Origin of the sequence: Corynebacterium neomassiliense, from assembly GCF_900626215.1 — a bacterium.
In the GTDB taxonomy this organism is placed as follows: domain Bacteria; phylum Actinomycetota; class Actinomycetes; order Mycobacteriales; family Mycobacteriaceae; genus Corynebacterium; species Corynebacterium neomassiliense.
Genome location: NZ_LR131106.1, coordinates 715,050 through 740,518, shown reverse-complemented (window position 1 = coordinate 740,518; position 25,469 = coordinate 715,050). Strand labels below are relative to the sequence as shown.

At 66.6% G+C, this 25,469-nt stretch carries 19 protein-coding genes and 4 pseudogenes; 15 read left to right on the top strand and 8 right to left on the bottom strand.

Features of this window, described 5'->3' with window-relative positions:
* Entirely contained in the window at positions 1-1,488 is a 1,488-nt protein-coding gene (locus tag E0E18_RS03215; protein ID WP_237559789.1) for a mannitol dehydrogenase family protein, read from the bottom strand.
* Between the two features lie 74 nt (positions 1,489-1,562).
* Entirely contained in the window at positions 1,563-2,966 is a 1,404-nt protein-coding gene (locus E0E18_RS03210; RefSeq protein ID WP_078057000.1) for an RbtT/DalT/CsbX family MFS transporter, read from the bottom strand.
* 161 nt (positions 2,967-3,127) lie between these two features.
* On the opposite strand from E0E18_RS03210, the gene E0E18_RS03205 reads away from it, so the two are divergent.
* Both E0E18_RS03205 and xylB read left to right on the top strand, forming a co-directional pair.
* On the top strand, positions 3,128-3,991 hold the full coding sequence (locus tag E0E18_RS03205) for a DeoR/GlpR family DNA-binding transcription regulator (RefSeq protein WP_066585667.1): 864 nt from the start codon (positions 3,128-3,130) through the stop codon (positions 3,989-3,991).
* Positions 3,991-5,412, top strand: coding sequence for a xylulokinase (xylB, locus tag E0E18_RS03200; RefSeq protein WP_066582943.1), 1,422 nt, complete (start codon positions 3,991-3,993; stop codon positions 5,410-5,412). The genes E0E18_RS03205 and xylB overlap by 1 nt, the downstream gene beginning before the upstream one ends.
* Positions 5,413-5,622: 210 nt before the next feature.
* On the opposite strand, the pseudogene E0E18_RS03195 reads toward xylB, so the two are convergent.
* From E0E18_RS03195 to E0E18_RS03180, 4 genes and pseudogenes are all read right to left on the bottom strand, one after another.
* Positions 5,623-6,818: pseudogene (locus tag E0E18_RS03195) on the bottom strand (IS3 family transposase).
* Between the two features lie 154 nt (positions 6,819-6,972).
* Positions 6,973-7,716, bottom strand: coding sequence for a hypothetical protein (locus tag E0E18_RS03190; protein ID WP_130839322.1), 744 nt, complete (start codon positions 7,714-7,716; stop codon positions 6,973-6,975).
* An 81-nt stretch (positions 7,717-7,797) separates the two neighbouring features.
* Entirely contained in the window at positions 7,798-9,186 is a 1,389-nt protein-coding gene (locus E0E18_RS03185; protein ID WP_202616689.1) for an N-6 DNA methylase, read from the bottom strand.
* Positions 9,187-9,537: 351 nt separating this feature from the next.
* Entirely contained in the window at positions 9,538-9,921 is a 384-nt protein-coding gene (locus E0E18_RS03180) for a hypothetical protein (protein WP_130839320.1), read from the bottom strand.
* A 275-nt stretch (positions 9,922-10,196) separates the two neighbouring features.
* On the opposite strand from E0E18_RS03180, the gene E0E18_RS03175 reads away from it, so the two are divergent.
* The 3 genes and pseudogenes from E0E18_RS03175 to E0E18_RS03165 all read left to right on the top strand — a co-directional run bounded on the left by E0E18_RS03175 (position 10,197) and on the right by E0E18_RS03165 (position 13,379).
* Entirely contained in the window at positions 10,197-11,420 is a 1,224-nt protein-coding gene (locus E0E18_RS03175; protein ID WP_130839319.1) for an IS110 family RNA-guided transposase, read from the top strand.
* Between the two features lie 250 nt (positions 11,421-11,670).
* Positions 11,671-11,976, top strand: a pseudogene (locus E0E18_RS14370) (hypothetical protein); the annotation flags it as partial.
* Between the two features lie 155 nt (positions 11,977-12,131).
* Positions 12,132-13,379: pseudogene (locus E0E18_RS03165) on the top strand (IS256 family transposase).
* A gap of 97 nt (positions 13,380-13,476) precedes the next feature.
* On the opposite strand, the pseudogene E0E18_RS03160 reads toward E0E18_RS03165, so the two are convergent.
* Positions 13,477-13,767 (bottom strand): annotated as a pseudogene (locus E0E18_RS03160) (restriction endonuclease); the annotation flags it as partial.
* A gap of 41 nt (positions 13,768-13,808) precedes the next feature.
* Between E0E18_RS03160 and E0E18_RS14120 the strand changes: the two are divergent.
* Both E0E18_RS14120 and E0E18_RS03150 read left to right on the top strand, forming a co-directional pair.
* Positions 13,809-14,024 (top strand): DUF6308 family protein, encoded by a 216-nt coding sequence (locus E0E18_RS14120; protein WP_337189529.1) that lies wholly within the window; start codon positions 13,809-13,811, stop codon positions 14,022-14,024.
* Positions 14,025-14,077: 53 nt separating this feature from the next.
* Positions 14,078-14,260, top strand: a complete 183-nt coding sequence (locus E0E18_RS03150; protein ID WP_130839317.1) for a hypothetical protein — start codon at positions 14,078-14,080, stop codon at positions 14,258-14,260.
* Here E0E18_RS03150 and E0E18_RS03145 read toward each other — a convergent pair.
* Complete coding sequence (locus tag E0E18_RS03145; protein ID WP_130839316.1) at positions 14,251-15,402, bottom strand: ribonuclease H family protein; 1,152 nt, start codon at positions 15,400-15,402, stop codon at positions 14,251-14,253. The genes E0E18_RS03150 and E0E18_RS03145 overlap by 10 nt on opposite strands.
* 179 nt (positions 15,403-15,581) lie before the next feature.
* On the opposite strand from E0E18_RS03145, the gene E0E18_RS03140 reads away from it, so the two are divergent.
* The 8 genes from E0E18_RS03140 to E0E18_RS03110 all read left to right on the top strand — a co-directional run bounded on the left by E0E18_RS03140 (position 15,582) and on the right by E0E18_RS03110 (position 25,453).
* Positions 15,582-16,631 carry a LacI family DNA-binding transcriptional regulator gene (locus E0E18_RS03140; RefSeq protein WP_130839315.1) on the top strand — a complete coding sequence of 350 codons (1,050 nt, stop codon included), beginning with the start codon at positions 15,582-15,584 and terminating at the stop codon, positions 16,629-16,631.
* Positions 16,632-16,735: 104 nt separating this feature from the next.
* Positions 16,736-18,061 carry a uracil-xanthine permease family protein gene (locus tag E0E18_RS03135; protein WP_130839314.1) on the top strand — a complete coding sequence of 442 codons (1,326 nt, stop codon included), beginning with the start codon at positions 16,736-16,738 and terminating at the stop codon, positions 18,059-18,061.
* The gene (locus tag E0E18_RS03130) at positions 18,058-19,422 is read left to right on the top strand and encodes an amidohydrolase family protein (RefSeq protein ID WP_130839313.1); all 1,365 of its coding nucleotides are present in this window, start codon (positions 18,058-18,060) and stop codon (positions 19,420-19,422) included. Before E0E18_RS03135 ends, E0E18_RS03130 begins: the two co-directional genes overlap by 4 nt.
* The gene (locus E0E18_RS03125; RefSeq protein ID WP_110481316.1) at positions 19,419-20,135 is read left to right on the top strand and encodes a sulfite exporter TauE/SafE family protein; all 717 of its coding nucleotides are present in this window, start codon (positions 19,419-19,421) and stop codon (positions 20,133-20,135) included. Before E0E18_RS03130 ends, E0E18_RS03125 begins: the two co-directional genes overlap by 4 nt.
* Positions 20,136-20,171: 36 nt before the next feature.
* Positions 20,172-23,375 (top strand): exonuclease domain-containing protein, encoded by a 3,204-nt coding sequence (locus tag E0E18_RS03120; protein WP_130839312.1) that lies wholly within the window; start codon positions 20,172-20,174, stop codon positions 23,373-23,375.
* Positions 23,376-23,499: 124 nt separating this feature from the next.
* Complete coding sequence (locus E0E18_RS13955; RefSeq protein WP_202616771.1) at positions 23,500-23,667, top strand: hypothetical protein; 168 nt, start codon at positions 23,500-23,502, stop codon at positions 23,665-23,667.
* A complete protein-coding gene (locus E0E18_RS03115; RefSeq protein ID WP_237559610.1) occupies positions 23,664-24,863 on the top strand; it encodes a YeiH family protein in 1,200 nt (399 codons plus the stop codon). Before E0E18_RS13955 ends, E0E18_RS03115 begins: the two co-directional genes overlap by 4 nt.
* Before the next feature lie 362 nt (positions 24,864-25,225).
* Positions 25,226-25,453 carry a hypothetical protein gene (locus tag E0E18_RS03110; protein WP_130839311.1) on the top strand — a complete coding sequence of 76 codons (228 nt, stop codon included), beginning with the start codon at positions 25,226-25,228 and terminating at the stop codon, positions 25,451-25,453.
* The last annotated feature ends 16 nt before the right edge of the window (positions 25,454-25,469 follow it).

Below are 25,469 nucleotides of genomic sequence, written 5' to 3'. Positions count from 1 at the left end.
TCAGTGCCGGCCGGTGCCGGGATCGGCGGCGACCTCGGCGAGCAGCATGTCCAGTGTCGCCTCGGCGCCCGCACTGTGCAGGGAGTCGAGGGCGTGCAGGTAGTCCGCGGTGAACTGCTCGGACTCGACCAGGTCACCGAAGACCTCACGGTCGCGGAGGAACGCCAGGGGATCCTCGTGGTTGCGGGAGGCGGACTCCTGCAACCGGTCGGCCATGCGGTCGACGACCGTGATCGGCTCACCCTGCTCGTCAACACCCTCGGCGTACCGGGCCCACGAAGCGACGATCGCGGCGGAAAGCCGGGTGGAACGCCCCGCGGCGAGATTCTCCCGCACCACCGGGAGCAGCCACTTCGGGATCCGGTCGGAACTCTCCGCGCACAACCGGGCGACCGTGTCCTTGACGGCGACGCTGCCGAAACGCTCGATGAGGGTGTGGCGGTAGGCGTCCAGATCCACCCCGGGAAGCGGGCGCAGGGTCGGGGTTGCCTCGGTCTCCATGTAGGCCAGGAGGAACCGTCCGAACCGTGGGTCCGCCATCACCTCGTGGACCATACGGTGACCGGCCAGGCGTCCGAAGTAGCACAGTCCCTGGTGGGAGGCGTTGAGCAGCCGCAGTTTCATCAGTTCGAAGGGGACGACGTCATCGACGACCTCCACACCGGCGTTCTCGTAGGGCGGGCGTCCGGCGGGGAAGGCGTCCTCGAGGACCCACTGGACGAAGTCCTCGGCGACGACGGGCCAGGCGTCCGTGTACCCGTGGGCGGCGACGTCATCCCTGTCGGCGTCCGTGGTCTCCGGGGTGATCCTGTCGACCATCGAGTTGGGGAAGGAGACGTCGGTGCTGATCCAGGACGCCAGATCCGGGTCGACGGAGTCCGCGAAGGCGAGGAAGGTACGCCGGGCGGTGTCACCGTTGCCCTGGATGTTGTCGCAGCTCATCACCGTGAACGGGGCGGTTCCGGCGGCACGTCGGGCGGCGAGTGCGGCGGTGACCAGTCCGAAGAAGGTACGCAGGTCCCCGGTACGGCCGGCAGTGAGCTCCGCACGGTCGTGGGCGACATGCACGGAGGAGTGGAGGAAGTCCCCGGTGACGTGGTCGATGTTGTAGCCGCCCTCGGTGACGGTGAGTCCGACGATCCGGATGCGGGGGTCGGACAGCAGTGCCACCGCGGCGGAGGGGTCGTCAGGGGCGAAGACGTAGTCGATGATGCTGCCGATGACCCGCGGATCCTCGGTGCCGTCCGGTGCCTTGGTCGTCAGGGTGTAGAGGTGGTCCTGGCCGGCGAGGGCGTCACGCATCCGGGCGTCCGAAGGCATGACGCCGAGACCGACGATTCCCCAGTCCAGGGCCTCACCGCGGTTCATCAGCCGGTCGAGGTACATGGCCTGGTGGGCGCGGTGGAAACCGCCGACGCCGATGTGGACGATGCCGGGGGTCACCACGGAACGGTCGTAGGTCGGGACCGCGGCACCGGTGGAGGCCACGTCGTCCAGTGACGTGGTGCCGAGACGGACCGGTGCGGCGGGGGTGGGGGCGGCGGAAGTTCCGGTGGGGACAGTCACAGTGAATTCTCCTTGGCGAGAGCAGGGGTACCTGCGGGGGAGGGCTCGGCGGGGACACCGTCGAACCCGGGTTGCGTGCCCTTGAGCTGTGTCGACAGCCAGGCGGACACGAAGTACAGGCCGATCATGACGAGAGTGAGGCCGGTGGCACCGACCAGAGGGAGGAAGACGGCGACGAGCAGGGGGCCGACGGCCACGGCCGCTCCGACGCCGAGGTTGTAGGTCGCCATCGCAGCCCCCGGATGCTCGGGGTCGAGGGAGACCGCAATGGCGGACAGGGGCACGTATCCGGCCAGGCCGATGCCGAACACCGCGCCGAAGGCGAGGGTGACGCCGTAGGTCACCGCGTCCGGCAGACCGAGTGCGGTGCCGGCCAGCGGGGTGAAGTAGACCAGTGCCAGCGCGACGGCGCAGAGGACCGCACCGCACCAGAACATGGTGCGGGCCCAGCCGACCCGGTCGCCGATCCTGCCGAACAGCGGGTTGAACGGCAGGTTGACCGCGTAGATGACCGTGGTGAGGATGAGGAACCAGCCCAGCCGCCACCCCAGGTCATCGGTGAAGTAGGAGGGGAAGTACACGGCCATGGCGTAGGTCGGGACGGAGTTGATGGTCCGGATGTAGGTGACGTAGCGGGCCCGGCGGTCGGTGACCAGCAGACGGAAACCCCGGGACAGAGTCGCGGTGACTTCGTGGGGGTTGTCGACGAGGGGGCGGCGTCCGCGGCGTTCCTTCACGCCCAGGAACGCGCACGCCGAGCCGAGTACCACGAGCGCCAGGGAGACCCACAGGGTCTGGTAGAAGTCGAGGTCGAACACCGACAGGGAGATCGTCGCCACGAGGGCACCGAGGGTGGGCAGGCCCGCGGAGAAGGCGACATAGAACCAGCCCACCCCGGTGGCCCGGTCCTCCGGGCGGGACACGGCGCTGATCCAGACCAGGAAACTGTAGGCGAACAGGGGGTAGCCGAATCCGCGCAGGCCGTAGGTGACGTAGATGAGCACGGCGTTCGAGGTGGTCAGGGCGACGAGCAGGAAGCCGAGTTCGAAGACGATCCACACGGCGGCGCCGATGACCATCACCCGTCGAGGGCCCCACAGGTCCGAGAGTGCGGCGGCGGAGAAGGCGGCGACGGCCACGGCGACGCCGTAGACGGTGACCAGGGTGCCGACCCGTGACGTGGAGAAGCCGTGCTCGTCGTGGAGGAACGGTTCGAGGATGTTGGTCTCGACACCGTCGCCGATCATGAACAGGGCGAGTCCGATGAAGCCCCAGATCAGGGCACGGGGGATGCCGAGTCTGTCGAGGAGGGGGCCGGGTGTGGAGGTGGTGTCGCCGGGGGAGGAGGCGGCGGTGGTGTCGCCGGACGCCGGCGGTGGAGGAGCAGCGTGTGAGCTCATGTGTTCTCCGTTGCATCTGGAAGAGTCAGGGGGTGCGCGTCACAGCGCGTGATGCGCGACGCGGATGAATTTACCGTTACTGTGTTAGAAAGTCACGGAAAATAACAGTTCAATGTTGCGTGGCGTCCTTCCTCTCCCATTCCCGTGCTAGCCTCAACCGCATGCCACAGCCCACCTCGGTCACCGGGCCCGACCGCCGACGCGAAAGCATCGTCGCCTACGTCACCAGGCACGGCACCGCCCGCGTCGAAGAACTCGCCCGGCACTTCGACGTCAGCCAGATGACCGTCCACCGCGACCTCGACGCCCTCGCCGCCGGGCACCTCGTCGAGAGAATCCGCGGGGGTGCCCGGTCCGTCACCCCCTCCATGAGCGAACTGGCGGTGGGACAACGCCGACAGCTCCACCGCAACACCAAGACCGCCCTGTGCGCCCTCGCCGCCGAACTCATCGAAGACGGGGCAGTCGTCGCCGTCGACGACTCCACCACCCTCGAACCACTCATCGGACTGCTGCCCGACCGCAACCCCTCCGCCCTGGTCACCCACTCCCTGGCAGCCATGTACAACCACAGCCGCCGCAGCGGGGCATCCACCATCCGGCTCATCGCCTGCGGCGGACGCTACATCCCCGAAACCGACTCCTTCCTCGGCGCCGGGACCACCGAACAGATCAGACGACTGTCCGCGGACCTCACCTTCGTCTCCACCACCTCACTGCGGGCCACCTCCACCGGCACCGCCCTGTTCCACCCCGACATCGAGGCCGCCGACACCAAACAGGCACTGCTGGACATCGGACAGACGAAAGTCCTCGTCGTGGACGCCACCAAATTCGACGCCCCCGGACTGTTCAAGGTCGCCGACCTGACAGACTTCGACCACATCGTCACCGACTCCGCCACCACCCCCGAACAACGCGCCCGGCTGGCAGCATCCGGAGCGGCACTGCACATCACCGGCGGCACCCACAGCGCCGACCACGGCGGCACCCGCAGCGCCGTCCACGGCGGAGAGGAAAACTGATGGCACTGGTACTCGGAATCGACAGCTCCACCCAGTCCTGCAAGGCACTGCTCGTCGACGCAGAGACCGGTGACGTCGTCGACGAAGGACGCGCCACCCACCCCGACGGCACCGAAGTTGACCCCCGCGCCTGGATCGAGGCACTCAGAACCGCCACGGACGGCCTCCTCGACCGTGCCGACGCCGTCTCCGTCGCAGGACAACAGCACGGCATGGTCGCTCTCGACGCCTCCGGCGAGGTCGTCCGCGACGCCCTGCTCTGGAACGACACCCGCTCCGCTCGCGCCGCCGAAGACCTCATCGCCGAACTCGGCGGACCCGCAGCCTGCGTCGACCTCACCGGCAGCCGCTACGTGGCGTCCATCACCGCCACCAAAATGCGGTGGATGCGCGACCATGAACCCGACAACGCCGCCCGCACCGCCTCGGTCCTGCTGCCCCACGACTACCTCAACCGGTACCTGTCCGGCGGTCTGGTCAGCGCGACCGACCACGGTGAGGCGTCCGGCACCGGCTACTACAGCACCAGGGAACGCCGCTGGCTGCCCGAACTGGCAGAACGGGCACTCGGACACGCCGTGGAACTGCCCCACCTCGCCGACCCCGACGAAGCCGTCGGAACCGTCGCCGCATCCGTGTCCCCCGCAGCCGCGGCACGCGGAACCCTCATCGCACCCGGCACCGGTGACAACCAGGGAGCCGCCCTCGGACTGGCCCTGGGCCCCGGCGACGTGTGCGTCTCCATCGGAACCTCAGGAGTCGCCTCCGCGGTGGTCGACGACAGCGTCCACGACTCCGCCGGAATGGTCACCGGATTCGCCGACGCCTCCGGAAAATACCTGCCGCTGGTCGCCACCCTCAACGGGGCACGTGTCCTCGACCTCGGCCGCCGCCTGCTCGGCGTGGACCACGAGGAGTTCGACCGTCTCGCCCTCGCCGCCGCGCCGGGTGCCGGCGGACTGATCCTGCAGCCCTACCTCGACGGGGAACGCAGCCCCAACCGGCCGGACGCCACCGGCATCATCCAGGGACTGACCACCTCCACCACCCGCGAGGACTTCGCCCGGATGACCGTCGAAGGCCTCCTCTGCTCCATGAAGGATGCCGTGGAAGCCCTCGTCGGAGCCACCGGAGAACGGGTGAAGAGGGTGCTTCTCATCGGCGGCGGTGCCCGGTCCGCCGCAGTGCGGGCCATCGCCCCGTCAATATTCGGAGTCGAGGTCCTGGTCCCGGACCCGGCGGAGTACGTGGCACTGGGCGCGGCACGCCAGGCGGCGTGGGTGCTGTCAGGCGCGGAGGAACCACCCGTGTGGCGGGTCCCCGGAACCTCGCCGGCGTTCGCCCCCTTCAACGGCAGGACAGTGCGCTCCTACGCCCACCTGCGGTCGGCGACGGCAGGGTGGGACTGGGGAGTGCGGTAGGGAGTCTGTTGGTCCTCTGGAGAACAGAAAAGGTCCAGAACGCGGGGACTACCCCGTGAGCCGTCAACCAGGTGGAATCCCGATCGGACCAGGCAACCTGGCATTCTGGGCGCGGACCTGGTCAGTACAAGTGATGAGGCGTCGTTCGAAGACATTGAGGGACGGGAACTACGTTAGGGGTCTGCTGCACGGATAGGTGACAGTTTGTAGTCACGCCGCGAGGGCGATGTCCTTGGTCATGATGGTCTCGAACTCGATCGGGGTCAAACGCCCCAGACGGGCTTGCCGTCGTCGGCGGTGATAGGTCCTCTCAATCCAGGTCACGATCGCGATCCGCAATTGCTCGCGGGTGGTCCAAGAGCGTCGGTCGACGACGTTCTTCTGCAGGAGCGAGAAGAACGATTCCATGGCGGCGTTATCGCCGCTGGACCCGACTCTGCCCGTCGATCCGACCATGCGGTGACGGGTCAGAGCGGCCAGAAACTTCCTGCTTCGACATTGAGATCCCCTGTCCGAATGGATCACGCATCCGGCCACGTCACCACGCATCCGGACCGCGTTCTCGAGAGCTTGCACGGCCAGGCGGGACGTCATCCTGGAGTCGATCGAATACCCGACGATCCGCCCGGAGAAGGCGTTGTTGATCGCACAGCAGTAGAGCTTGCCTTCCGCGGTTTCGTGTTCCGTGATGTCCACGAGCCAGAGCTCGTTCGCTCTCGTCGCGGCGAACACATGCCGGGTGCGGCCGTGTTCGTCCACAACGGCGCAGAGATCGTCGTGGACGGACGGGCCGGGCTTTCTCCCGTTCGTGCCCCGTTTCTTCGGCGAACACGGACCACCACCCATTGCTCGATGTGATCCGCCACGCGGTCCGGTCAGCCATCGGCTCACCGGCGTCTCGGGCTTCGTCGTCCGAGGAGACGGTGACCGAACTCTTCGGTCATCACGATGCGCGTCGAACAGCGCGTTCGCGCGATACGCTTCCACCACCTCACTGTCGGTGATCGGGGCAGCCAGCCACCGGTAGTAGGGCTGGCGAGCGAGCTTCAAGACCCGGCACGACACCGCGACAGGAACCCCGTCAGCGGCGAGCTCGGCAACGAGCGGGTACATCATTTTCCCGGCAGATTCGCCTGCGACAGATACGCGGCCGCCCGCCGCAACACCTCGACTTCTTGCTCGAGCAACCGAATCCGCTTGCGTGCTTCCCGCAACTCGGCTGTCTCCGTTCGAGTCTGACCTGGCTTGTTGCCCTCGTCGATATCGGCGCGACGCATCCACTTCGTGAGCGTCATCGGATGAACCCCGAAGTCTTTCGCGATCTTCTCAATCGTCACTCCGGGCTCGCGATTCCGCGCGACGCGCACGACATCGTCACGGAACTCAGTGGGATAGGGCTTAGGCACAATGCCATCTTTCCAGACAGCCCTCCCGGGCAAGCCAGATCAGATGTCACCTCACCGTGCAGCAGACCCGTGCTCTAATACAGAAGAAAGTCCCCGCTGGTGGCGGGGACTCTCCTCTGTATGGGTGGCGCGTGAGACACCCAGTATCAGACAGCTATGAGAGAAGGCCGTCGACAGCCTTCTTGAACTGCGCATCGTCCAGAACACCGCTATCGCGCAGGTCAACCAGTTGCTGTATCTCGTCCACTCGGCTGCCGCTTGTCAGCGGCGCGGCCGCGAGAAACGGCTTGGCCAGGTGGGGGAAGTGCGCTGGGTCCAAAATCGACTTGATGAACGTGTGCGGGTCCGCGGAGGTGTTTCCATGGTTGACCTCCACGTCAAACTGGATGTGATTGTCGGGATGCTCGACCGCATACCTCTTCGGAACACCCCCGGGAAGCACCAACGCATCCTTGGTGTGCCGGGTCTGCGCCTGCATAGCAGCGTCGCCGCGTGGGTCGATTAGCACAGCGCCATCGAGGTAGGGGCCGACGAACAATGTGGGCTCGACCCAATTCGCATCGCGCCCGTCGCCCATGAAGTTCTTTAGCCGTATCTGCCCCGCCTTGTCGGATGCGCTGGCCTTAACACTCCACAGCGCCCGAGACTTGTCGAGTAGGTCACCGAGGTCGAATCCGTTGGCGTTATGACCGGCGGGCGCAGTAAGAACTCCCGCAGACCATGCAGCAGAAGCGATGATCCACTCGGCCCCGCCTCCGAATAGAAACCTAAGCCCTCGATCAGAAGGGTTCGCGGCAGTAAGGAGGCTAGAGAAAGCAAACTCTATCTCGCGACGTAAGGCGGGACTGGCATCTATGGTTTTCTTAAGCTTGTCGAAATCTGCTGAGCCGCTGGACATGTTCCACTTTCTGCTAGACGGGTGGCCGCGTTGGTGTGCACGCTACAGTTGCGCGCAGCTTAGCAGACACTTTAGATCACATCATAACGGGAACATGTCATCGGCATATAGTAGGTCGAGTCGGGGAGCGTCAGGCAGGACGAGGTCATCCAACTGCGAGACTAGCGCCCTAGGCCGCTTTACGTTCTCGTTTACACGGCCCGCATTGAGCTTGGTGACCAACGACTCGGCCTCGTCGCGTTGGAGTAGGTCTATGAGACCGGGGGCATACTCAAAGCGAGGCACTGGTAGCGAGCGAAGCACGCGCCGAGGCAAGGTGACCCCCCCATCTAGTGCGCGCCACCACATGTACGGCAGGGAGGAATTCAGCACCACGGCTGCTCGATCGCGATCACGGGCATTGGCAAAGTGGAGAATCGCCTTAGATCTTCGATCGAGAGTACGATAAGTAGCAGAGATGTAGTAGCGGGGTGTCGTAGCGACTGTGAGCTGAAACTCGGTCTCGACAGGTACTAGAAGGTCCCCCAGCGTCTGCTCGGCGCTCATGAGGCGTTTCCACAGCCCCCCCATTCCGGGAGTCAGCTTCGCCCATTCTCCAGCGGGCCCCACGTTAAGCGGTGCCAACAGGCCCGCGCACCTGTCGAACATACGAGCGCGAGACGCAGAACGCCAGCGAAGGATCGGGGTTATTTCCCAGCTCGTGGCGTCCGGCCTGCATACGGTAACCGCAGCGCGAACGAAGTTGGTCTTGGAGGTGTTCGACGATCCGAACTTGTACCCTCTAAACAGAGTGTCAGGCACGTTGTCGAAGACATACACGCTACCTCCGCTGGTTTCTGACGCAATAACCTCACGCAGAACCCGGAACTTGGGAGCCGATAGGTACGAGGCTGGGGTAACCGAGATGAATCCGGAAGAGGTAGACGCCACCCGCTCCATGAAGAACGCGAAGAGGTCGCGCGTATGTCCGCTTCGCAGGTCACTCCGCGCCTCTGCGCGAGAATACGGCGGGTTCATGATCACGTAGTCGTGAGCAGGAAGTTTCCCACGAGAAAGGAAGTCTCGGCAATGTGCGCGTCTATCCAAGTCAACTAATCCTTGAGCGTTGCTACAGCTCAAGAACTCGGCACCGATCAAGGCCACCGCCGTGCTCAGTGCCACACTGTCCTTATCGATCAGGGTGAGGTAGTTGGACACAAAGACATCCGGATCGGGCTGCCTTGCAGCCAGGTACCACGCGAGGTTTCCCACCCCACAGCAAGGATCTAGCCAGACACCCTCAGGGAAGTCCGTGGACTGGTGGGCCATGAACTGGGCAGCATCGTCCGGAGTGAAGTACTGGCCCTCGATCCTGCGGGCCCCGGCATCCATTGACGCCATAAGCGCTTCGTAGCACACGCCAACCTCACCGATCGACAGTCCCTCGAGGATGTCGTCCTCCGCCGGCTCGCAGCCGAGGACCTGAGTCAACCCCTCCTCCAGATCGGGGCGCTCAGCTAGCGTCCGCGCCGCAACGGCCTGGAGCCAGCATTGCCGAGTGGCTGACTTCGTGGGCCGGGATAGGGCCTTGACAACTCGAGTAACCGCTGAGGCGGAAAAGCGCGTCACGGCTGCGCCGGATGCGAACGTAGTTGCCATGGAGTTACACCTCAATCAATAGGTCTGTGCAGCGACTTTTTGGCTGACAGGCGTCATTTTAGCTAACAGCTCTTTTCTGCCATGATACGGACCATCTAGCCAAACAGCAACTCACGAAGCATGCTATCGGGGCCGCCGTGCCGCCTCGACATCGGGGCGGATCAGGTCGGGGATGCGCGGTAGCTACACGGGGCGGTCGGGGCCGAGGTTGTCGGCCGCGTCGTCCTCCCGCTCGGCGATGTGGCCGATGGCGACGCCGTGCCGCTGGTCCAGGTCAGTGATCCGCTCGGCCTGTCGGGTGATCTGTCGCTCCGACTCGTTGAGCCGGACGCCCTGGCCGTCGACACGACGCTGGAGCGAAGTGACTGTCTCCCCCTGAGTGTCCATCGACGACTTCACCACGCCGACTGCCGCCTCCGTTGCCTGTACCGCGACACTCCTCTGGTCGGCTTCCGCGGCGATCCTGGCGGCGACCAGCTCGCGCTGCTCCTTGCGAATCCGCCAGATCCCTCCGATCACGCCGACAATCGCCGTGGCGAGGGCAGCGATCGCGGCCGCCGTACTCATGCGCCGCCCTCCCCGTTACCTTGATCGTGTCCCCATAAGATCGGGGACAGGTCACTGGCCTCGGTATGGCTTACTCGCCCTGTTGTTCGACATGAGTCCCACGGGGTGTTGCCGCTGAGGTACCAGGACAAACGATGACGGCTAATAGGGACGTGGCTCACCAGCACGACCAGGTGAAGTCTCTTCGTAACGTGGGTGCCCGCGACGAGTGTCTCGACCAGTGATCTTCCACCACAACCGACCACGACCTCCCCAACCCAAGGAGGGGAACGATCATGGAAGACACCACCGCATACGACGTCTACCTCGGACTAGACGTCGGCAAGACCGCCCACCACGGCTGCGCACTGCTCGCCGACGGCACGAAGGTGCACGACAAGCCTCTGCCCCAGGACGAAGCACAGCTGACCGCACTGTTCGACCAGCTCAAGACCCACGGAAAGGTCCTGCTGATCGTCGACCAGCCCAACACCATCGGCGCCCTTCCCGTCGCCGTAGCCCGCGCCACCGACTGCGGAGTCGCCTACCTACCCGGCCTGGCGATGCGCAAGGCAGCCGACCTGTACCCCGGCCAGGCCAAGACCCACCCACGCGATGCGTTCATCATCGCCGACACCGCCCGAACGATGCCGCACACACTGCGTGCCGTCGACCGCAACGACGAGGTTCTGTCAGCACTCAAGATGCTGTCCGGGCTCGACGACGACATCGCACGGGACTGCACCCGGACGATCAACCGGCTGCGCAGCATCCTGGTGCAGATCTACCCCTCGTTGGAGCGGGTCCTGCCCGGTGACGTCATCCAGCGCCCGTTCGTCCTGGAGCTGCTGATCCACTACGGCGGACCGACGAAGCTGAAGAAGTCAGGCAAGAACCGGGTGCTGACCTGGGCGCGCAACCACGCCAAGAAGAATCCGGACCGGCTGGTCGAGGACATCTTCACCGCCCTGGACGCACAGGCCGTCACGGTACCCGGCACCGCCGCCGCGGAAGTCGCGATCCCGATGCTGGCGACCAACATCAAGTCGTTGAAGGCTCAGCGGGAGTCCATCGCCGGCCAGGTCGAGGAGATGCTCGACCAGTTCCCTCTTGCCCAGGTCTTGATGTCCATGCCGGGAGTCGGCATCAAGACCGCCGCGAACATCCTCCTGGCTGTCGGTGACTGCTCCGACTTCCCTGATGCCGCTCACCTTGCCGCCTATGCCGGAATCGCGCCGGTGACGAGGCGCTCGGGTACGTCGATCAGAGGTGAGTTCCCAGCCAGGTCAGGCAACAAGAGACTCAAGAACGCCCTGTTCAGATCCGCGTGGGTCGCATCGAACTGCCACGCCGAGTCCAAGTCGTACTACGAGAAGAAACGGGCTGAGGGGAAGCGGCACAATGCGGCGGTGATGTGCCTGGCACGGTGGCGGTGCAATGTCATCTTCGCGATGCTCACCCGCGGTGAGTTCTTCCGGGAGTTGCCCGCCCGGCCAGCCGGGGAGGCCTTCGCTGCCTAGGTTGTCGAGCTGAATCCTCACCACCCGCAGGTCAGGCGTTCCACCGGTAGCAACCGGTGGAACGCCTACACCCGCGTGATCGACAACCCTCACCCCGGGTGGGTGTCACAGGTCGGAGAAAAGACGAGTTGAGGGTTGACGAACTACATAGGGACACCCCCAGGCCCGATCACCCATGCTCCGCTCCTGGATGCCGCCTTCGGCCACACCCCCCGGCACCGTGCTGGGATAGCTCGTCGGCGACGAGAAGTCTAACGAGATCCCCGTCCTACGGGGCCTGCTTGACCAGTTCGGCCTGACCGACTGTGTGGTCACCGCCGATGCACTGCACTGCCAGGAGACCGCCGCCGACCACATCGTCACCGCCGGCGGGGCGTACCTGCTAGCAGTGAAAGGCAACCAGTCGGGCCTGCCGAGGGGGCGAGGTCGAAGAACTGGAGGGACCTCCCGCCGACCCTGGTCACCGAGTTCGGGCACGGTCGGCGGGACACCCGCACCACTAAGGTCCTGCAACTGGCGGATGAGGACACGAGGTTTCCGCTCAACAGACAGCTGATCCAGGTCCGTAGGACCCGAACCGCCTGCCCGGCGGGTTACGTCCTCTAGCGTGGTGTATCTGTAACTGCCGGTGACCGCCCCGTCAACGACGACGGCGACCACCGCAGGTACCTTTCGACTCAACTCCTACATATCCTCGAAAGGGACTCCACGATGGCCACCAGCCCTCATCATATCGACCCGTCGACCTATCTCGACGAGCTGCTCACCCAGGCCTCCCCGGACCTGATGCGTCAGATGCGCCCGTAGCTTCATCAACCAGATCCTGTCCACCCAGGCCGACCAAGTCTGCGGCGCGGACTACGCCACCACCAGCGAGTCCCGCACCAACACTCGCAACGGCTACCGCCACCGCAACCTCGACACCCGCGTCGGCACCGTCGACGTCGCCGTTCCCAAACTCCGCTCCGGCTCGTTCTTCCCCGACTGGCTTCTCGAACGCCGTAGCCGGGCTGAACGAGCCCTGACCACCGTCATCGCGACGTGTTATCTCAAAGGCGTGTCCACCCGGAGGATGAACGATCTGGTCGCCAGCCTGGGGATCACCAACCTGTCGAAATCCCAGGTGTCCGACATGGCCAAGGACCTCGACTCCATGGTCGCCGACTTCCGCCACCGCCCACTCGACGGTGGAGCGTACCTGTATGTGTCCTGCGACGCGCTGACGATGAAAGTCCGCGAAGGTGGCCGGGTCGTGAAAACCTCGGTGCTGCTGGCCTGCGGGGTCAACGCGGAAGGCTACCGTGAACTGCTCGGCATGCAGGTCGCCACGGCAGAATCCGTGACGTCCTGGACCGGGTTCTTCTACCGACCTGAAGGCCCGTGGCCTGGACCAGGTGTTCCTGGTCACCAGTGACGCTCATCTGGGCATTCAGCATGCGATCGGCGAGGTCCTGCCGAACGCGTCGTGGCAGCGCTGTCGGACGCATTTCGCCAAGAACCTGTCGTCCATGGTGTCGAAGACCCAGTGGCCGACACTGTCGGCGATGTTCCAGACGATCTTCCAGCAGCCCGATGCTGCCGCGGTGTGGGACCAGGCACGTGAGGTTGTCGGGTTCTGTCAACAGAAGTTCCCGCACGTCGCCGACTACCTGGAAGAAGCTCTCGACGAGCTGTTGGCGTTCACCGCCGCGCCGAAGGCGGTGTGGACCAAGGTCTGGTCCAACAACCCCACCGAACGTCTTAACCGGGAGATTCGCCGGCGTACCGATGTCGTGGGGATCTTCCCTAACCGGGATGCGGTGATCCGTCTGGTCGGGGCGGTGTTGGCGGAGCAGCATGACGACTGGATCGAAGCAGAAGCGGTATATGTCGCTGACGAGCCTGGAACAGACCCGGGCGGTGATGGGCGCCAACGTCATCGACGTCGACGGCGACGACCGGGTGCAGGAGGCGGCATGAGATGGGCGCGGTATCAGGCCCGTGATGGTCCTTGACCTGGTGTCACGCGCATTGTTTCAGCGGAAGGAAAATACACCACTTCCCAGGACTTGACCGCCTTTGCCAGACGGTGCTCCGGATCGTAGAACTTGCACTGGACTGCCGCGTACTCGTCCGGAACCCCGAAGTCCGGGCCGGTCTCGGCGATGTGAGCGACGAGGTCGATGCCGTTGTCGCCGTGATTGTGACGCCCCGGCCACTCAGGCCACCGCCAGACTCTGTCGTACTGCTCACTCAAAGTCGGATCGAGCTCGAACCAGCGCACCATGAGCTGCTCAAACTGGGTGCCCTGCTCTGAGGTGGAGCGGGAACTACGGAATGCGTCAATCACTTCGTGCACGGAAGCCATGGAGATGAAGTCTACTTTGCGTCTCTTCAGCATCAGGGAAGGTGGTGGCAAGTCTCGTCGGATACTTCGCGACGACGGGAGCGTGCGACAAAATGACTGGTGCGAGCTTCAATGAACTGGGTGGCGGAGGTGACCGCCCGGAAGTGGCTAACGTCATCACCGCTGAGGATATTGTCGCCGTTGAGAGTCTGTCAGTCACGATTCCTCGGGTTCACCAACTTCAGCGACTACCCCGAAGCGAAGACTGTTCCTATTGACTCACACGCCGTCTCATCAGGTTTCCCAGACACTACGGTATAAACGTGACAGAGTGAACTTCTACGAAAGCATGTGGAAGATCATGAGTGATACCGAACTTCGGCTGCCGGTTCATCTCGATGCGATTCGTCGCGAGGCTTACGAGGCAACAGGAGACATCAAGATAGTTAAGCTCAGTGACCTTCGTGTCTTCGACATTGTTGTGTGGTCACACGCCCGGCATCCTCACCTCTGACGGAACTCCGCCGCAAGGTTCCCGAACTTCTGCCGGCGAACTCTCTCATCTTCTCCCCACCGGGCGGAGTGCAGGGACAGTCGGGCGGCGCGGTCCGCCCACAGGTTGCCCACACAGTCGGCGTGTCCTTTGACCCACCTGGCGTCCACGTTGCGGTGACTGTCCTTCTCGTGGGCGGTGAATGTCCGCAGTTCTGACCAGCAGCCCGGAATTTTCCCGGTGTCCGCCCACCACCGCAGTGCGGGACGGGAATCCGAATGGACGGTGACTGAGCGGGCCGAGTCGCAGAACAGCATCACCCCGGCGGCGATCCCGGCGGTCTCTGCGACACGGATGTACGCGGAATCTTTGATGAACGGACGCGCCAGCACCGTCGAGGCGACAACGCCGAGGTCCGGGCAGGAGATACCGACCGCCGACCACGGGGATCCCGGCACGCAGGAAGCGTCGGTGTAGACGTCAATGTGTTCGGGCCGTTCGTCCAGGTCAGGGTAGTCGGAGACCAGGAGGGGACGCCGCGGGTCAGACCACCACTTACCGGTGTAGCGGGCGCGGATACTGAACCGGTGTCGGTGGCGTTCGGCCTCGGTCCGGCGAACCCGGCCGGCCAGGACTTTACGGAACTTCGGTGGTGCGGGGATGCGTCCCGAGGTTCCCACCAGTGTGACAGTGTCCGGCACCCCGCCGGCCAGTGCCGTCAAGGTTGTCGTGTCGTACTCCCCGCTGGTGAGGACGCCGGGGACGATGAGACCTGCCGAGGCAAATCCGGTCTCCAGATATCGGGCGTCCACGGGAAACCGGTTGTTGCGCGAGGAGTTCGGGTGCAGACGCACCTGCACCGGCCGTGGTGAGCGGACCAGTTCCGGACGCCGGGAGATCCACTGGGCGAGGCTCTGCACCACCTGTGGCCGAGTGCCGGCGACCACCGGGGAATGCGTTCCGTGCACGCTCGCGCAGGCGAGGTAGGTGGCGTGGCCGGGCCGGAAGAAGTCCGCGAGTGTGCGTACCGTGACGTCGACCGGAAGGCTTGTCTGCGTGACAGGGAAGGGCTGGGCTGTGACCGGGCTGCACTGTCTGCGGCGGGGCATGCCCGCGGGACTGGGGGAGGACAGGCGTCGGGTCGGAGAGAGGGCGGTGGTCACGGGGGTCTCCTACGGTCCGGGGAGGGTGACACCCGGTCACGTTAGTGACGGGTCGGACGCCCGGGGTGCCCGGTCGAACAGGTGAGTGGGTGACCGGGGGCCTGCAGTCTCCGGCCGGTGCCGTGACCTTTCCGCGACCGTGACGCGGGGCGGTCGTGCGCTGATTACACTGGGCGACCGTGAATCTTCCCGCCACTCTCGCCGATGTCGCGGCTGCTGCCGGGGTGTCCCGCTCCACCGCGTCCCTGGTGCTCAACGGCCGTCCCGGGCCGAGTGCGGCGACGGTCGCGAAGGTCCGTGCGGTGGCGGAGGATCTCGGTTACCGGCCGGACGTGCGTGCCCGCCGGCTGCGGGGCGCGCGGTCGCACTGTGTCGCGCTGCTGACCACGGTTCCGGAGGCGGTCGCCGGTGACGAATCCGGGTACAGTTTCCAGATCGCCCTGGCTGTGCCCCTGTCCCGTCTTCTGCTGGCCCGAGGGTACTCGATGCTGCTGGTCCCGCCGTTGCAGGATGTCCGGCAGCTCGACGAGCTCGACATGGACGCCGCGGTCATTGTCGAGCCCCGGCGGGATGAGCCGTTGACCGCTGAACTGCACCGCCGTGGGGTGAGGACTGTCGTTGTGGGGGATGTTCCGGGGCTGGAGGTGGATGCGGTGGTTGACCGGGGTGCCTCGGGGGCGGATGTGGTTCTCGCCCATCTGCGGGACGCCGGGGCCCGGCACATCGCTGTTGTCCTGGGGCGGGAGGAGAACTCGGTGACGGTGAACGTGCGGGATCATGTGCGCGATCATGTGCGCAGGTCGGGGGAGGATGTCGTGGTCGTCACCGCCGACGTGGACAGGGGAGGGGACGCGGCCAGGTCCGCCGCCCGTGATCTGCTGACCGCCCGTCCGGAGACGGATGCGGTCTATGCGCCGACTGATCTGCTGGCTCTGGGCGTCCTCGCCGCCGCCCGGGATCTGGGACGGTCGGTACCCGGGGACCTGCTCGTCGCCACGAACTTCAACGGGCCGCGTGCCCTGGGCGCTGTTCCGCCGTTGACTGCCCTGGACCTGGACATGACTGCGGTGGCTGAGGCCTGTGCCGGGCTGATTGTCGAGTGTGTGGCCGGTGGTGCAGGGGCCGGGGTTCTGCGGCGTACGGTTCCGCGTCCTGGTCTGGTGGTGCGGGAGTCGACGTCGCCGTCGGTCTCCGGGACCGTCGTCCCGGGTTCCGTTTCGGGCCGGTAAAACTCTCCTCCCCGGTGTGGCGCTTTCCGCCGGCATGGTTTTCAATCGATTTAAACTTCAATCGATTTAAACCAGGACAGAGCACCACCGAGAGGAGCTCCACCATGTCCGCCACACCCACCGCCCCCCACCGACCCGCACCGCAGAACCACCGGCCGCACCCCGTGGACACCATGCCTCCCTGGCCCCGGGCGGTCATCCTCGCCCTCCAGCACGTCATCGTGATGATCTCCACCCCCGTCGCATCCGTGTTCCTCATCAGCGGCGCCCTCCGGCTCGACACGACCACCACCCGCAGCATCCTCTGCATCACCCTCCTCGCCTGCGGAGTCGGATCCGTCCTCCAGTCCATGGGCTGGCTCCGCCTCGGAGCGAAACTCCCCTTCGTCATGCTCCCCGGCGGCGCCGCCGTCGCGATCTTCATCCAGATCGCCACCGAACACTCTCCGTCCGTGGCCACCGGCTCGGTCATCATCGCCGCCGCCGTCTGCCTCCTCCTCTCCCCGGTCGCGGGAGTCATCGTCAGGGCGATCCCGCCGGTCGTCCTCGCGGTGATGATCACCGTCATCGGCGTCAACGTCGTCAAGATCGCCGGCGGACTCATCTCCGACGACGACAGGGCCCCGCTGTGGGCTGTGGGACTGGCGGCGGCGACCGTCGCCGTCATCGTCGTCCTCCAGATCGTCCTTCCCCGCCGCTACCGGTCCGTCGCAGTCCTGCTCGGCATGGCCGCCGGCACCGGACTGGCAGCACTCACCGGACACTTCGACGCCGTCAGCTCCGGTGACCTGCTGCGCCTGCCCGCCTGGCTGCCGTACGGGTCGGTCACCTTCGACCTCGCCGCTGCCGTGCCCCTCATCGTCTTCAGCATCGGCTCCATGGCGGAGGCCACCGGACAGACGACCCTGAACGCCGACATCGTGGGCAAGACCGTCGACAAGGGCGCCACCGTCGCCGCCACCGTCCGCGGCGACGCCCTCACCTCACTGATCGCCGCCCCCTTCGGAGGGCAGACGATGCTGACCAGCGGCGAGAACATCGGAATCGTCCGAGCCACCGGAGTGACCAGCCGCTTCGTCACCGCCCTGGCGGGTGTCCTCCTCATCCTCATCGCGCTCGTCGGCCCGGTCGCCGACCTCATCCAATCCATCCCCGCCCCCGTCATCGGGGGCACAGCCGTCTACGCGTTCACCATGATCGTCGTCTCCGGCCTGCGCATGTTCCAGGGCACAGACATGAACGAGGACGGCAACTTCCTCACCGCCACAGCCGGATTCGCCGCAGGCCTGCTGCCGATCCTCGCCCCCTCGCTCTACCTCAGCCTGCCCACCGACCTTCGCCTGCTGCTCGGCAACGGGGTGACCATGTCCGCGCTGACCGGGATGGCCGTCGCCGGACTCATCCTGCTGTGGAGAAAGGTGACCCGATGACCCTGCGCACACTTCCGGACCACTGCGTCCTCACCCCGGGACACACCTGGACGCCGTCAGGATTCCTGACGGGACAGGCACTCGCCGTCGCTGCAGGTCGTTTCAGCTGGGTCGGCCCGGCCTCAGACCTCCCGGTCGCGTACTCCGGCTGGCAGACCGTCGACCTAGGAAGGTACGCGGTCGTCCCGGGCATGGTCGACTGCCACCAACATCTCGCCCAGACACTCGGACGGCCCCACGCCTTCGGCGAACCCTCGGAGATCTTCCGTCGGGTGTGGGTCCCTCTCGAGGAGGCACTCACCGCAGACGAACTCGCCGTCAGTGCCCGTCTCGGACTCGTCGACGCACTGCTCGGCGGGTTCACCACCGTGGCGGACGCCGGGGCCCGCTCACGCCATGACCCGGAGATCATCGCGGCACAGGCACGTCAGGCAGGCGTCCGCCTGGTGCTGGGGAAGATCAGCCACGACGTCGGTGTCGACGCCGGCGGGCAGGGCACCGGCCCTGACGAGGTCCTCGCCGGGGCGGCCGCGCACCTGGACCGCTACGCCGCCGACCCCTGGGTCCACGGCTCAGTCGCCGTCGCCACCCCGGAGATGGCCACACAGTCCACACTGGCCCGGCTCTCCGACCTGTGCCGGGACACCGGAGCCGTGCTCCAGACCCACGTCAACGAACACCTCGCCGGGGTGGAACGCACCCTCCTGTCCACCGGGCAACGCCCCCTGGGACTGCTCAGGGACGCCGGGGCGCTCGACCGGCACCTCCTCGCCGCACACACCACCCTGCTCACCGCCCGGGAGAAGATACAGCTGGCCCGCTCCGGTGCTGCATGGTCCTACAACCCAGTCGCCAGCGCATGGAAGGGCAACGCCGTCGCCGACGCCCTCACACTGACAGCCCTGGGCGCGCGCACCGGCCTGGGGACGGACGGTACCCGCTGCGACGCCTTCCGCCTCATGGACGCCGCGGAGACCGCACAACGTCTCACCTCCGCAATGGCAGCCGGCGACCCGGTCGCCGGCGGCGGTGACCTCTGGCTGCGCGCGGCGACGTCCGGGGGAGCCGACGCGGTGGGGCTCGGCGACGAGGTGGGGACCCTCGCCGCCGGATACCGTGCAGACCTGCTGGTACTGCGGCTGGACACACCGGACTTCGTCTGCACCGTCGACCTGGCCTGGCAGCTGGTCCGACTCGGCCACCGGGGCCAGATCCACGCCGTCATCACCGACGGCACGACCCGCGTCCTCGACGGAGAACTGCTCGACAGCGACCTCGGCACTCTCATCGAGGACGCCCGGGCAGCCTCCGCGGCAGCCTGCACGCGCGCGGGACTCGGCGGCCGGGAGGTCCCACGGTGACAGCCACCACCGCCGTCGTCCTGTCCCTCGTCGTCTTCGTCGCGGCGCTGGTGCAGGGCACCAGTGGAATCGGATTCGCACTCATCGTCTCCCCGGCGGCGACCCTGCTCGCCCCGGAGCTCGTCCCCACCGTCGTCCTGCTGCTCATGCTGCCGCTCAACGCCTTCGTCACGGTACGGGAACGGCGGTCGGTCGACTGGCGGGGGGCGGCGTGGATCAGCGTCGCACGGATCGCGTTCACCCTGGTCGGACTGCTGCTCGTGACAGTGCTGTCGGCCACCGGCCTGACAGTGCTGGTCGCCCTGGTCACGATCGGTGCGGCCCTGGTCAGCCTCATGGCCCCGCCGTTCACCCCGACCCCGGCGTCCTTCCTGGTCGCAGGGGCGTTGACCGGTGTCAGTGAGACGGCGACCGGGGTCGGGGGCCCGCCGATGGGACTGGTCTACCAGCACAGTCGCCCGGCGGTGCTGCGGTCGACCGTCGCCGCATGCTTCTTCGTCGGTGAGGTGGTGTCCCTCGTGGCGTTGACTCTCACCGGCTCCGCGCCGCGGGGGTGGCTGGGGGACTCCCTGCTGCTCCTGCCCGCCGTGGTGCTGGGAACCCTGGCGAGCACGCTGGTCGTCCGTCGCTTCCCGCACCTTGACCTGCGCACGGCGGTGATCGTCTTCTCCGTGGTCTCCGGGGTGGTGCTGCTGATCCAGGCGGCAGTGTGAGAGCCGTGTCCGGTACCGGTTGTACAGTTCTTCCCTGTGACTCATCAGAATCAGGGCCTGCCCTTCGCTGTCGTTGACGTGGAGACCACCGGCTTCTCCAACCGTGACCGTGTCCTCGAGGTCGCGGTCGTCCACGCTGACGGCGACGGCACGGTGACCGGACGGTGGTCCACCCTGGTCAACCCCCGCTGCCACATCCCCAACACCCACGTGCACGGCATCACCGCCGCCCGGGTCGCCGCCGCGCCCCTGTTCTCGCACATCGCCGCCGAACTGGTCGGACAGCTCGAGGGCAGGATCTTCGTCGCCCACAACGCTCCTTTCGACTCCCGCCTCCTCACCGCCGAGTTCGGCCGCCTCGGGCTCGCCCCGGACCTGCTACGAGGATCCGCGTTGTGCACCCTGGCGTTGACGGGCCGGTTGTCCCCGGCGTCCGGCCGTGGACTTTCCGCGGCGCTGGCGGCAGCGGGGATCACCAACGACAGGGCGCACGCCGCCGAGGGTGACGCCGTCGCCACGGCCCGTCTCCTGCGCCACTACCTGCACCGCTCCCCGTCGGTGGTGGCGGAGATGCTGCACCCGCTGCACCCTGTCACACTCACCGGTGAGGACGCCGCAGTGCTGGCGGGGGTCACGCCCGGGAACGACCACCCGGTCCCGCTCCTCACCCGGGACCTCGCCTCCGCACCGGTCACCGCCGCCCGCGACGGCGGGTGGCTCAACCAGCTCGCCACCGGTGTCCCGGTGGTCGGGGAACCGAACGTCGACGACTACCTCGACCTGCTGGCTGCGGCGATGCTGGACCGTGAACTGTCCGTCCACGAGATCACCGCGCTCACCGCCTGCGCGGATGACCTGGGCATCGGCCGGGAGGAGGCGGTCGCCGTCCACACCGGGTTCGTCCGCCAGCTCGCGGTCCTGGCCTGGGCGGACGGGACGGTTACACCGGAGGAACGGGAGGAACTGCACTCGGCGGCGAAGGCCCTCGGGGTCAACCGGTCCGAGGTGGACCGCTGGCTGGATTCGCCGGACGCCACGGCCCAGGGGAGAGCGCTGCCCGAACTGCGCCTGCAGCCCGGTGACCGGGTCACTTTCACCGGGGAGACGGAGATCCCCCGGGCCACCTGGGAGGCCAGGGCCCGGGAGGCGGGCCTCGATGTCGGCGGGGTGACCCGCAGGTCGGTCCTGCTCGTCGCCGCTGACCCGGACACGGGCAGCGCGAAGGCGACGAAGGCCCGTGGTCTCGGAGTGCCGGTGGTCACCGAGTCGGGCTTCGCCCGGCTGCTCGGCGAGCTGGAGAACACCGGCAGCGGTGACATTGACCCGCGCCGGGTCATCTCCGTCTCACACCCGGCGGCCGACGGTGACCTCCCGGCCGGCGACGACTGCACGGCCGGGGACCTCACCACCACCTTCTACGGAGAGCCCGGTGACCCCGCCGACCCCGGCGTCCCCGTTCCCGGACCCGTGACTCCGGGGCCGGTGTCCTCGGGACTGCCGGACACAGCGGCGCCGTCCGCGGTCCCCGACGGCACAGCCGTCGATGCTGCCCTCGACACTGCCCTGGGGCTCCTCGGATTCCTCGCACGGACCCACGGCAGTCTCCGCGCCGCGGTGGAACACGGGGGAGTGTCGGCGGTGGACGGGGAACTCCCCTCCCATGTCGAGGCACTCCTGTCCCGCGCCGGGGACCCGACCGGCAGCTTCCGGCGGGTGGTGGGGGAACGCAGGGGAACAGTCGCGGGCATACTCGGGGCCTTCTGGCGGGAAACCGGTGACCGTGACCGGTTGATCCTGCGGGAACGGATCGTCGCGACGGACAGGGCGACGCTGGCTCAGATAGCCGACCTGGTCGGCGTGACCCGTGAACGGGTCCGGCAGGTCCAGAACCGGCTCATCGGGAAGCTCACGGAAATCTCGGCGTCCGGCCCGGTGGCAGACCTGCTCGCAGGGATCCGGGCCCATGCACACCCGGTGAACACTCTGGAGGCGGTGACGACGGTCTTCCCGGAACTCGCGGAGACACTCCCGGGTTGGGAGGTACCCCTGTGGCAGATCCTCGATGCCCTCGACGACGACTTCCGCGTCGACGACGGGTGGGTGTGCTTCCCGGACCTGCAGACCGCGGCGCAGCGGACCGGCAGTCTCCTGGCGACGATGGTCAATGCTGAAGGTGTCGCCGAGGTGTCGGCGGTCCTGGCCAAATCCAGTATCGACTCTCCCGACATCCTCGAGAACTGGCTCACGACCTGCGGATACCTCGTCACGGACGGGCATGTGCTCACCAGGGTGGGATCCCAGGCGGCCCGAGCCGCAGCGCTGCTGTCCGTGGTGGGACATCCCATGACCGTGGCAGACATGTACACCCGCCTCAATGACGCGAAGACCGAGAGATCCTTCCGTAACGGGCTGGCACGGGGTGGGGACCTGGTCCGTGTCGGGATGGACTCCTGGGCCCTGAAGCGTTGGGGGCTGGAGGAGTACACCGGCATCGCCGACCTCATCGGCCGCCGGGTGGATGCCGCCGTCGCCGCCGGCCGGGAGGGCGTGGCCGTCGACGACCTGATCGACGACCTCACCCGGGAGTTCGGCGTCTCAGCCAGCTCCGTTCGGACCTACGCGGCGAGCGGGGAGTTCACCTCCACCGGGGGAACCGTGCGACGCAGGACCGAACCGGTGGTCAACTCCGCCGACCCTGCGGAGTCCAACGGCCTGTACATGCGTGACGGCAGGTGGTGCCTGCTGCTGACGGTGACTGCGGACCATCTGAGGGGGTCCGGATTCACCGTCCCCAACGGCCTGACCGCCGGACTGGACCTGGCCTGGAATGAGCCGCTGATGCTGCCTTCAGACCTCGGGGAGCACCGCGTGACCTGGGGTGGGATCGGCAACAGTTCTGTCGGGTCGATCAGGAGACACCTTGAGGAACTCGGCTGCCGAGCCGGAGACAGGGTGTGGATTGACCTGCATGACGGCGAGCGTTTCACGGTGACACCGGCAGCTCCCTGGCCGGCACAGTTCTCCGGCGACGGCGACGGCGACGGCGACGGCGACGGTGACATGGCCTGGCTCGCCCACCATGTGGGGGCTGATCCGTCGACGCCGGAGGACGCCCGCTGCTCCGTGGTCGCAGAAGCTCTCGGCCTGGCCCCGGACGCGCCCCGGCGCAAGATCCTCTCGAGATTCCGGCACCGCAGTGACCAGGAGGCGGTGGAGGTCCTGGAGAAACTGTGGATGTAGGGGAACAGGGAGAAGCAGGAGGGGGCAGCTGACGGGTCAGGGCGCAGGTGCTTGAGTTCTCCCGGACTGTTCACCGTGGAACGAACCCTTCCCCTGTATAGACAGAGCGGTCTATATTTCCGGCATGACCGTTCACGATGCCCGAGAAGAAGACACCCGGACTGACCGCCAGGACATCACCCGGATCAGTTCCTTCACCCTGTCCGAGGACTGGCTGTCGGTGGTGGTGGGACTAGCCGTCCTGTTGCTGGCACTTGCCGGCGTGATCACGGAGAGCTGGCTGATCCTGTGAGCACCCCGCAGTCGTCCCAGCAGCCCTCCCCGCAGCCGTCCCACCAGGCGGAACATGCGGCTGTGCAGTCTCCGCCACCGGAGCTCGGACTCGACCAGGGAAGTCTCCAGGACGGTACACACCTCGACCTCCGGTGGGCCGTCGCAGGTGTGGCCGTCGTCCTCGTAGGAGGTGCCCTCACCAGGTACCTGACCGAGCATGTACCGGAATGGTCGGAAGGCACCTCCCTGGAGAAACTCGGTGGTGCCGTCGAATACCCCGTGTACGCCATCGTCATCGGACTGCTGCTCAACGCCGTGCTCTCCGCACTCGGCGTCCGCGCCCGGCTGGCTTCCGGTTTCCGCACCGAGTTCTTCATCAAGACCGGGCTGGTCCTGCTGGGAGGCACGGTCGTGCTGTCGGTGATCGTCCGCGCCGCCGGCCCGGCGATTGTCCAGGCACTGGTCCTGATCACCGGGGTGTTCTTCTTCACCTGGTGGGTCGCCGGCCGGTTCGGCCTCGACGACCACCTGCGGGCCCTCCTGTCCTCCGCGGTGTCGATCTGCGGGGTGAGCGCCGCCATCGCGGCGGCCGGAGCCGTGAAGGCGAAGAAGGAACACCTGGCGTACACGGCGACTCTCGTCATCGTCTTCGCCCTGCCCTCGATCTTCCTGCTGCCCTGGCTGGCCGGACAGTTGGGACTGTCGGACGCCGTCGCCGGCGCCTGGATCGGCGGGAACATCGACACCACCGCAGCTGTCAGTGCGGCTGGGGCACTGGCGGGGGAGGACGCCCTGCAGATCGCCTCGATCGTCAAACTCACCCAGAACGCCCTCATCGGTGTCGTCGCTGTCGCCCTGACCGCCTGGTTCGCGGTGAAGGTGGAGCGGGACGCCGACGCCCCGCGGCCGGGTGCCCGGGACTTCTGGCGGCGGTTCCCCAAGTTCGTCCTCGGCTTCATCGCGGCGTCCGTGATCGTCACCGTGGCAGCCGAATTCCTGGACGGGGGACGACTGGACGGGTTGGACGCCACGGTCAAAGGATTCCGTGACTACTTCCTCATCCTCGCCTTCGTCTCGATCGGACTCGAATTCGAGGTGAAGTCACTCCGGGAGGCGGGGGTCCGCCCGGTGGCGGTCTTCGGGCTGGCTACCGTGTTCAATCTGGTGCTCGGCCTTCTGCTGGCCAGTGTCCTCTTCGGCAGTTTCGAGGTCTGACCGTCCCCGCCCCCGCCCTCCGGGGCGGTGGGTCCTCTGCTCCGTTCGCGGGTCAGCTTTTTCTCAGACTATGCTGAAGGTCACAGTCTTAGGCGTGGAGGAGAAAGCACCGTGAAGAAAAGAAGAAACAGGGAATTTCTCAGGGCGGTGGCGGCCACCTGCGCCGTTGTTCCGGCAGTGGCGACAACCGCCTGCAGCTCCGGGGGATCCGGCACCCCCTCCCCGGTCACCACGGTCGTGATCAGGGAACCTGCCGTGTCGTCACAGGCTCCCGCCGAGGCTCCGGCACCCACGCCGGCCGCACCGGGGTGCCCCGGTCCGCTCCGGCGTGGCAGGTCCCCGCCGGCACAGCGGGCTACGGAATGCGTTACACCGGCTACTACCCGGCCAGTGCCAATACCTCGGGCGCTTTCGCAGCCGCGGTCTACAGTGCATTCACCGTCACCTACGCGACGACGGGAAACTACAGTCCCACATTGACGGTCACCTCACCTGTCACGGGAGGGACCTACACCATGTACTGCAGTTCCTCGACGGGTCGGAGTGTGCGCTGCGCCGGCGGTGACAATGCCGTGGTGGTCATCTACTGACCGCCGGTCGCCCGCA

Excerpts from the sequence above, each read along its gene's own strand:
- E0E18_RS03210 (WP_078057000.1), bottom strand. The coding sequence starts at position 2,966 with ATGAGCTCACACGCTGCTCCTCCACCGCCGGCGTCCGGCGACACCACC.
- E0E18_RS03205 (WP_066585667.1), top strand. The coding sequence starts at position 3,128 with ATGCCACAGCCCACCTCGGTCACCGGGCCCGACCGCCGACGCGAAAGC.
- xylB (WP_066582943.1), top strand. The coding sequence starts at position 3,991 with ATGGCACTGGTACTCGGAATCGACAGCTCCACCCAGTCCTGCAAGGCA.
- E0E18_RS03190 (WP_130839322.1), bottom strand. The coding sequence starts at position 7,716 with ATGTCCAGCGGCTCAGCAGATTTCGACAAGCTTAAGAAAACCATAGAT.
- E0E18_RS03180 (WP_130839320.1), bottom strand. The coding sequence starts at position 9,921 with ATGAGTACGGCGGCCGCGATCGCTGCCCTCGCCACGGCGATTGTCGGC.
- E0E18_RS03175 (WP_130839319.1), top strand. The coding sequence starts at position 10,197 with ATGGAAGACACCACCGCATACGACGTCTACCTCGGACTAGACGTCGGC.
- E0E18_RS03135 (WP_130839314.1), top strand. The coding sequence starts at position 16,736 with ATGTCCGCCACACCCACCGCCCCCCACCGACCCGCACCGCAGAACCAC.
- E0E18_RS03130 (WP_130839313.1), top strand. The coding sequence starts at position 18,058 with ATGACCCTGCGCACACTTCCGGACCACTGCGTCCTCACCCCGGGACAC.
- E0E18_RS13955 (WP_202616771.1), top strand. The coding sequence starts at position 23,500 with ATGACCGTTCACGATGCCCGAGAAGAAGACACCCGGACTGACCGCCAG.
- E0E18_RS03110 (WP_130839311.1), top strand. The coding sequence starts at position 25,226 with ATGCGTTACACCGGCTACTACCCGGCCAGTGCCAATACCTCGGGCGCT.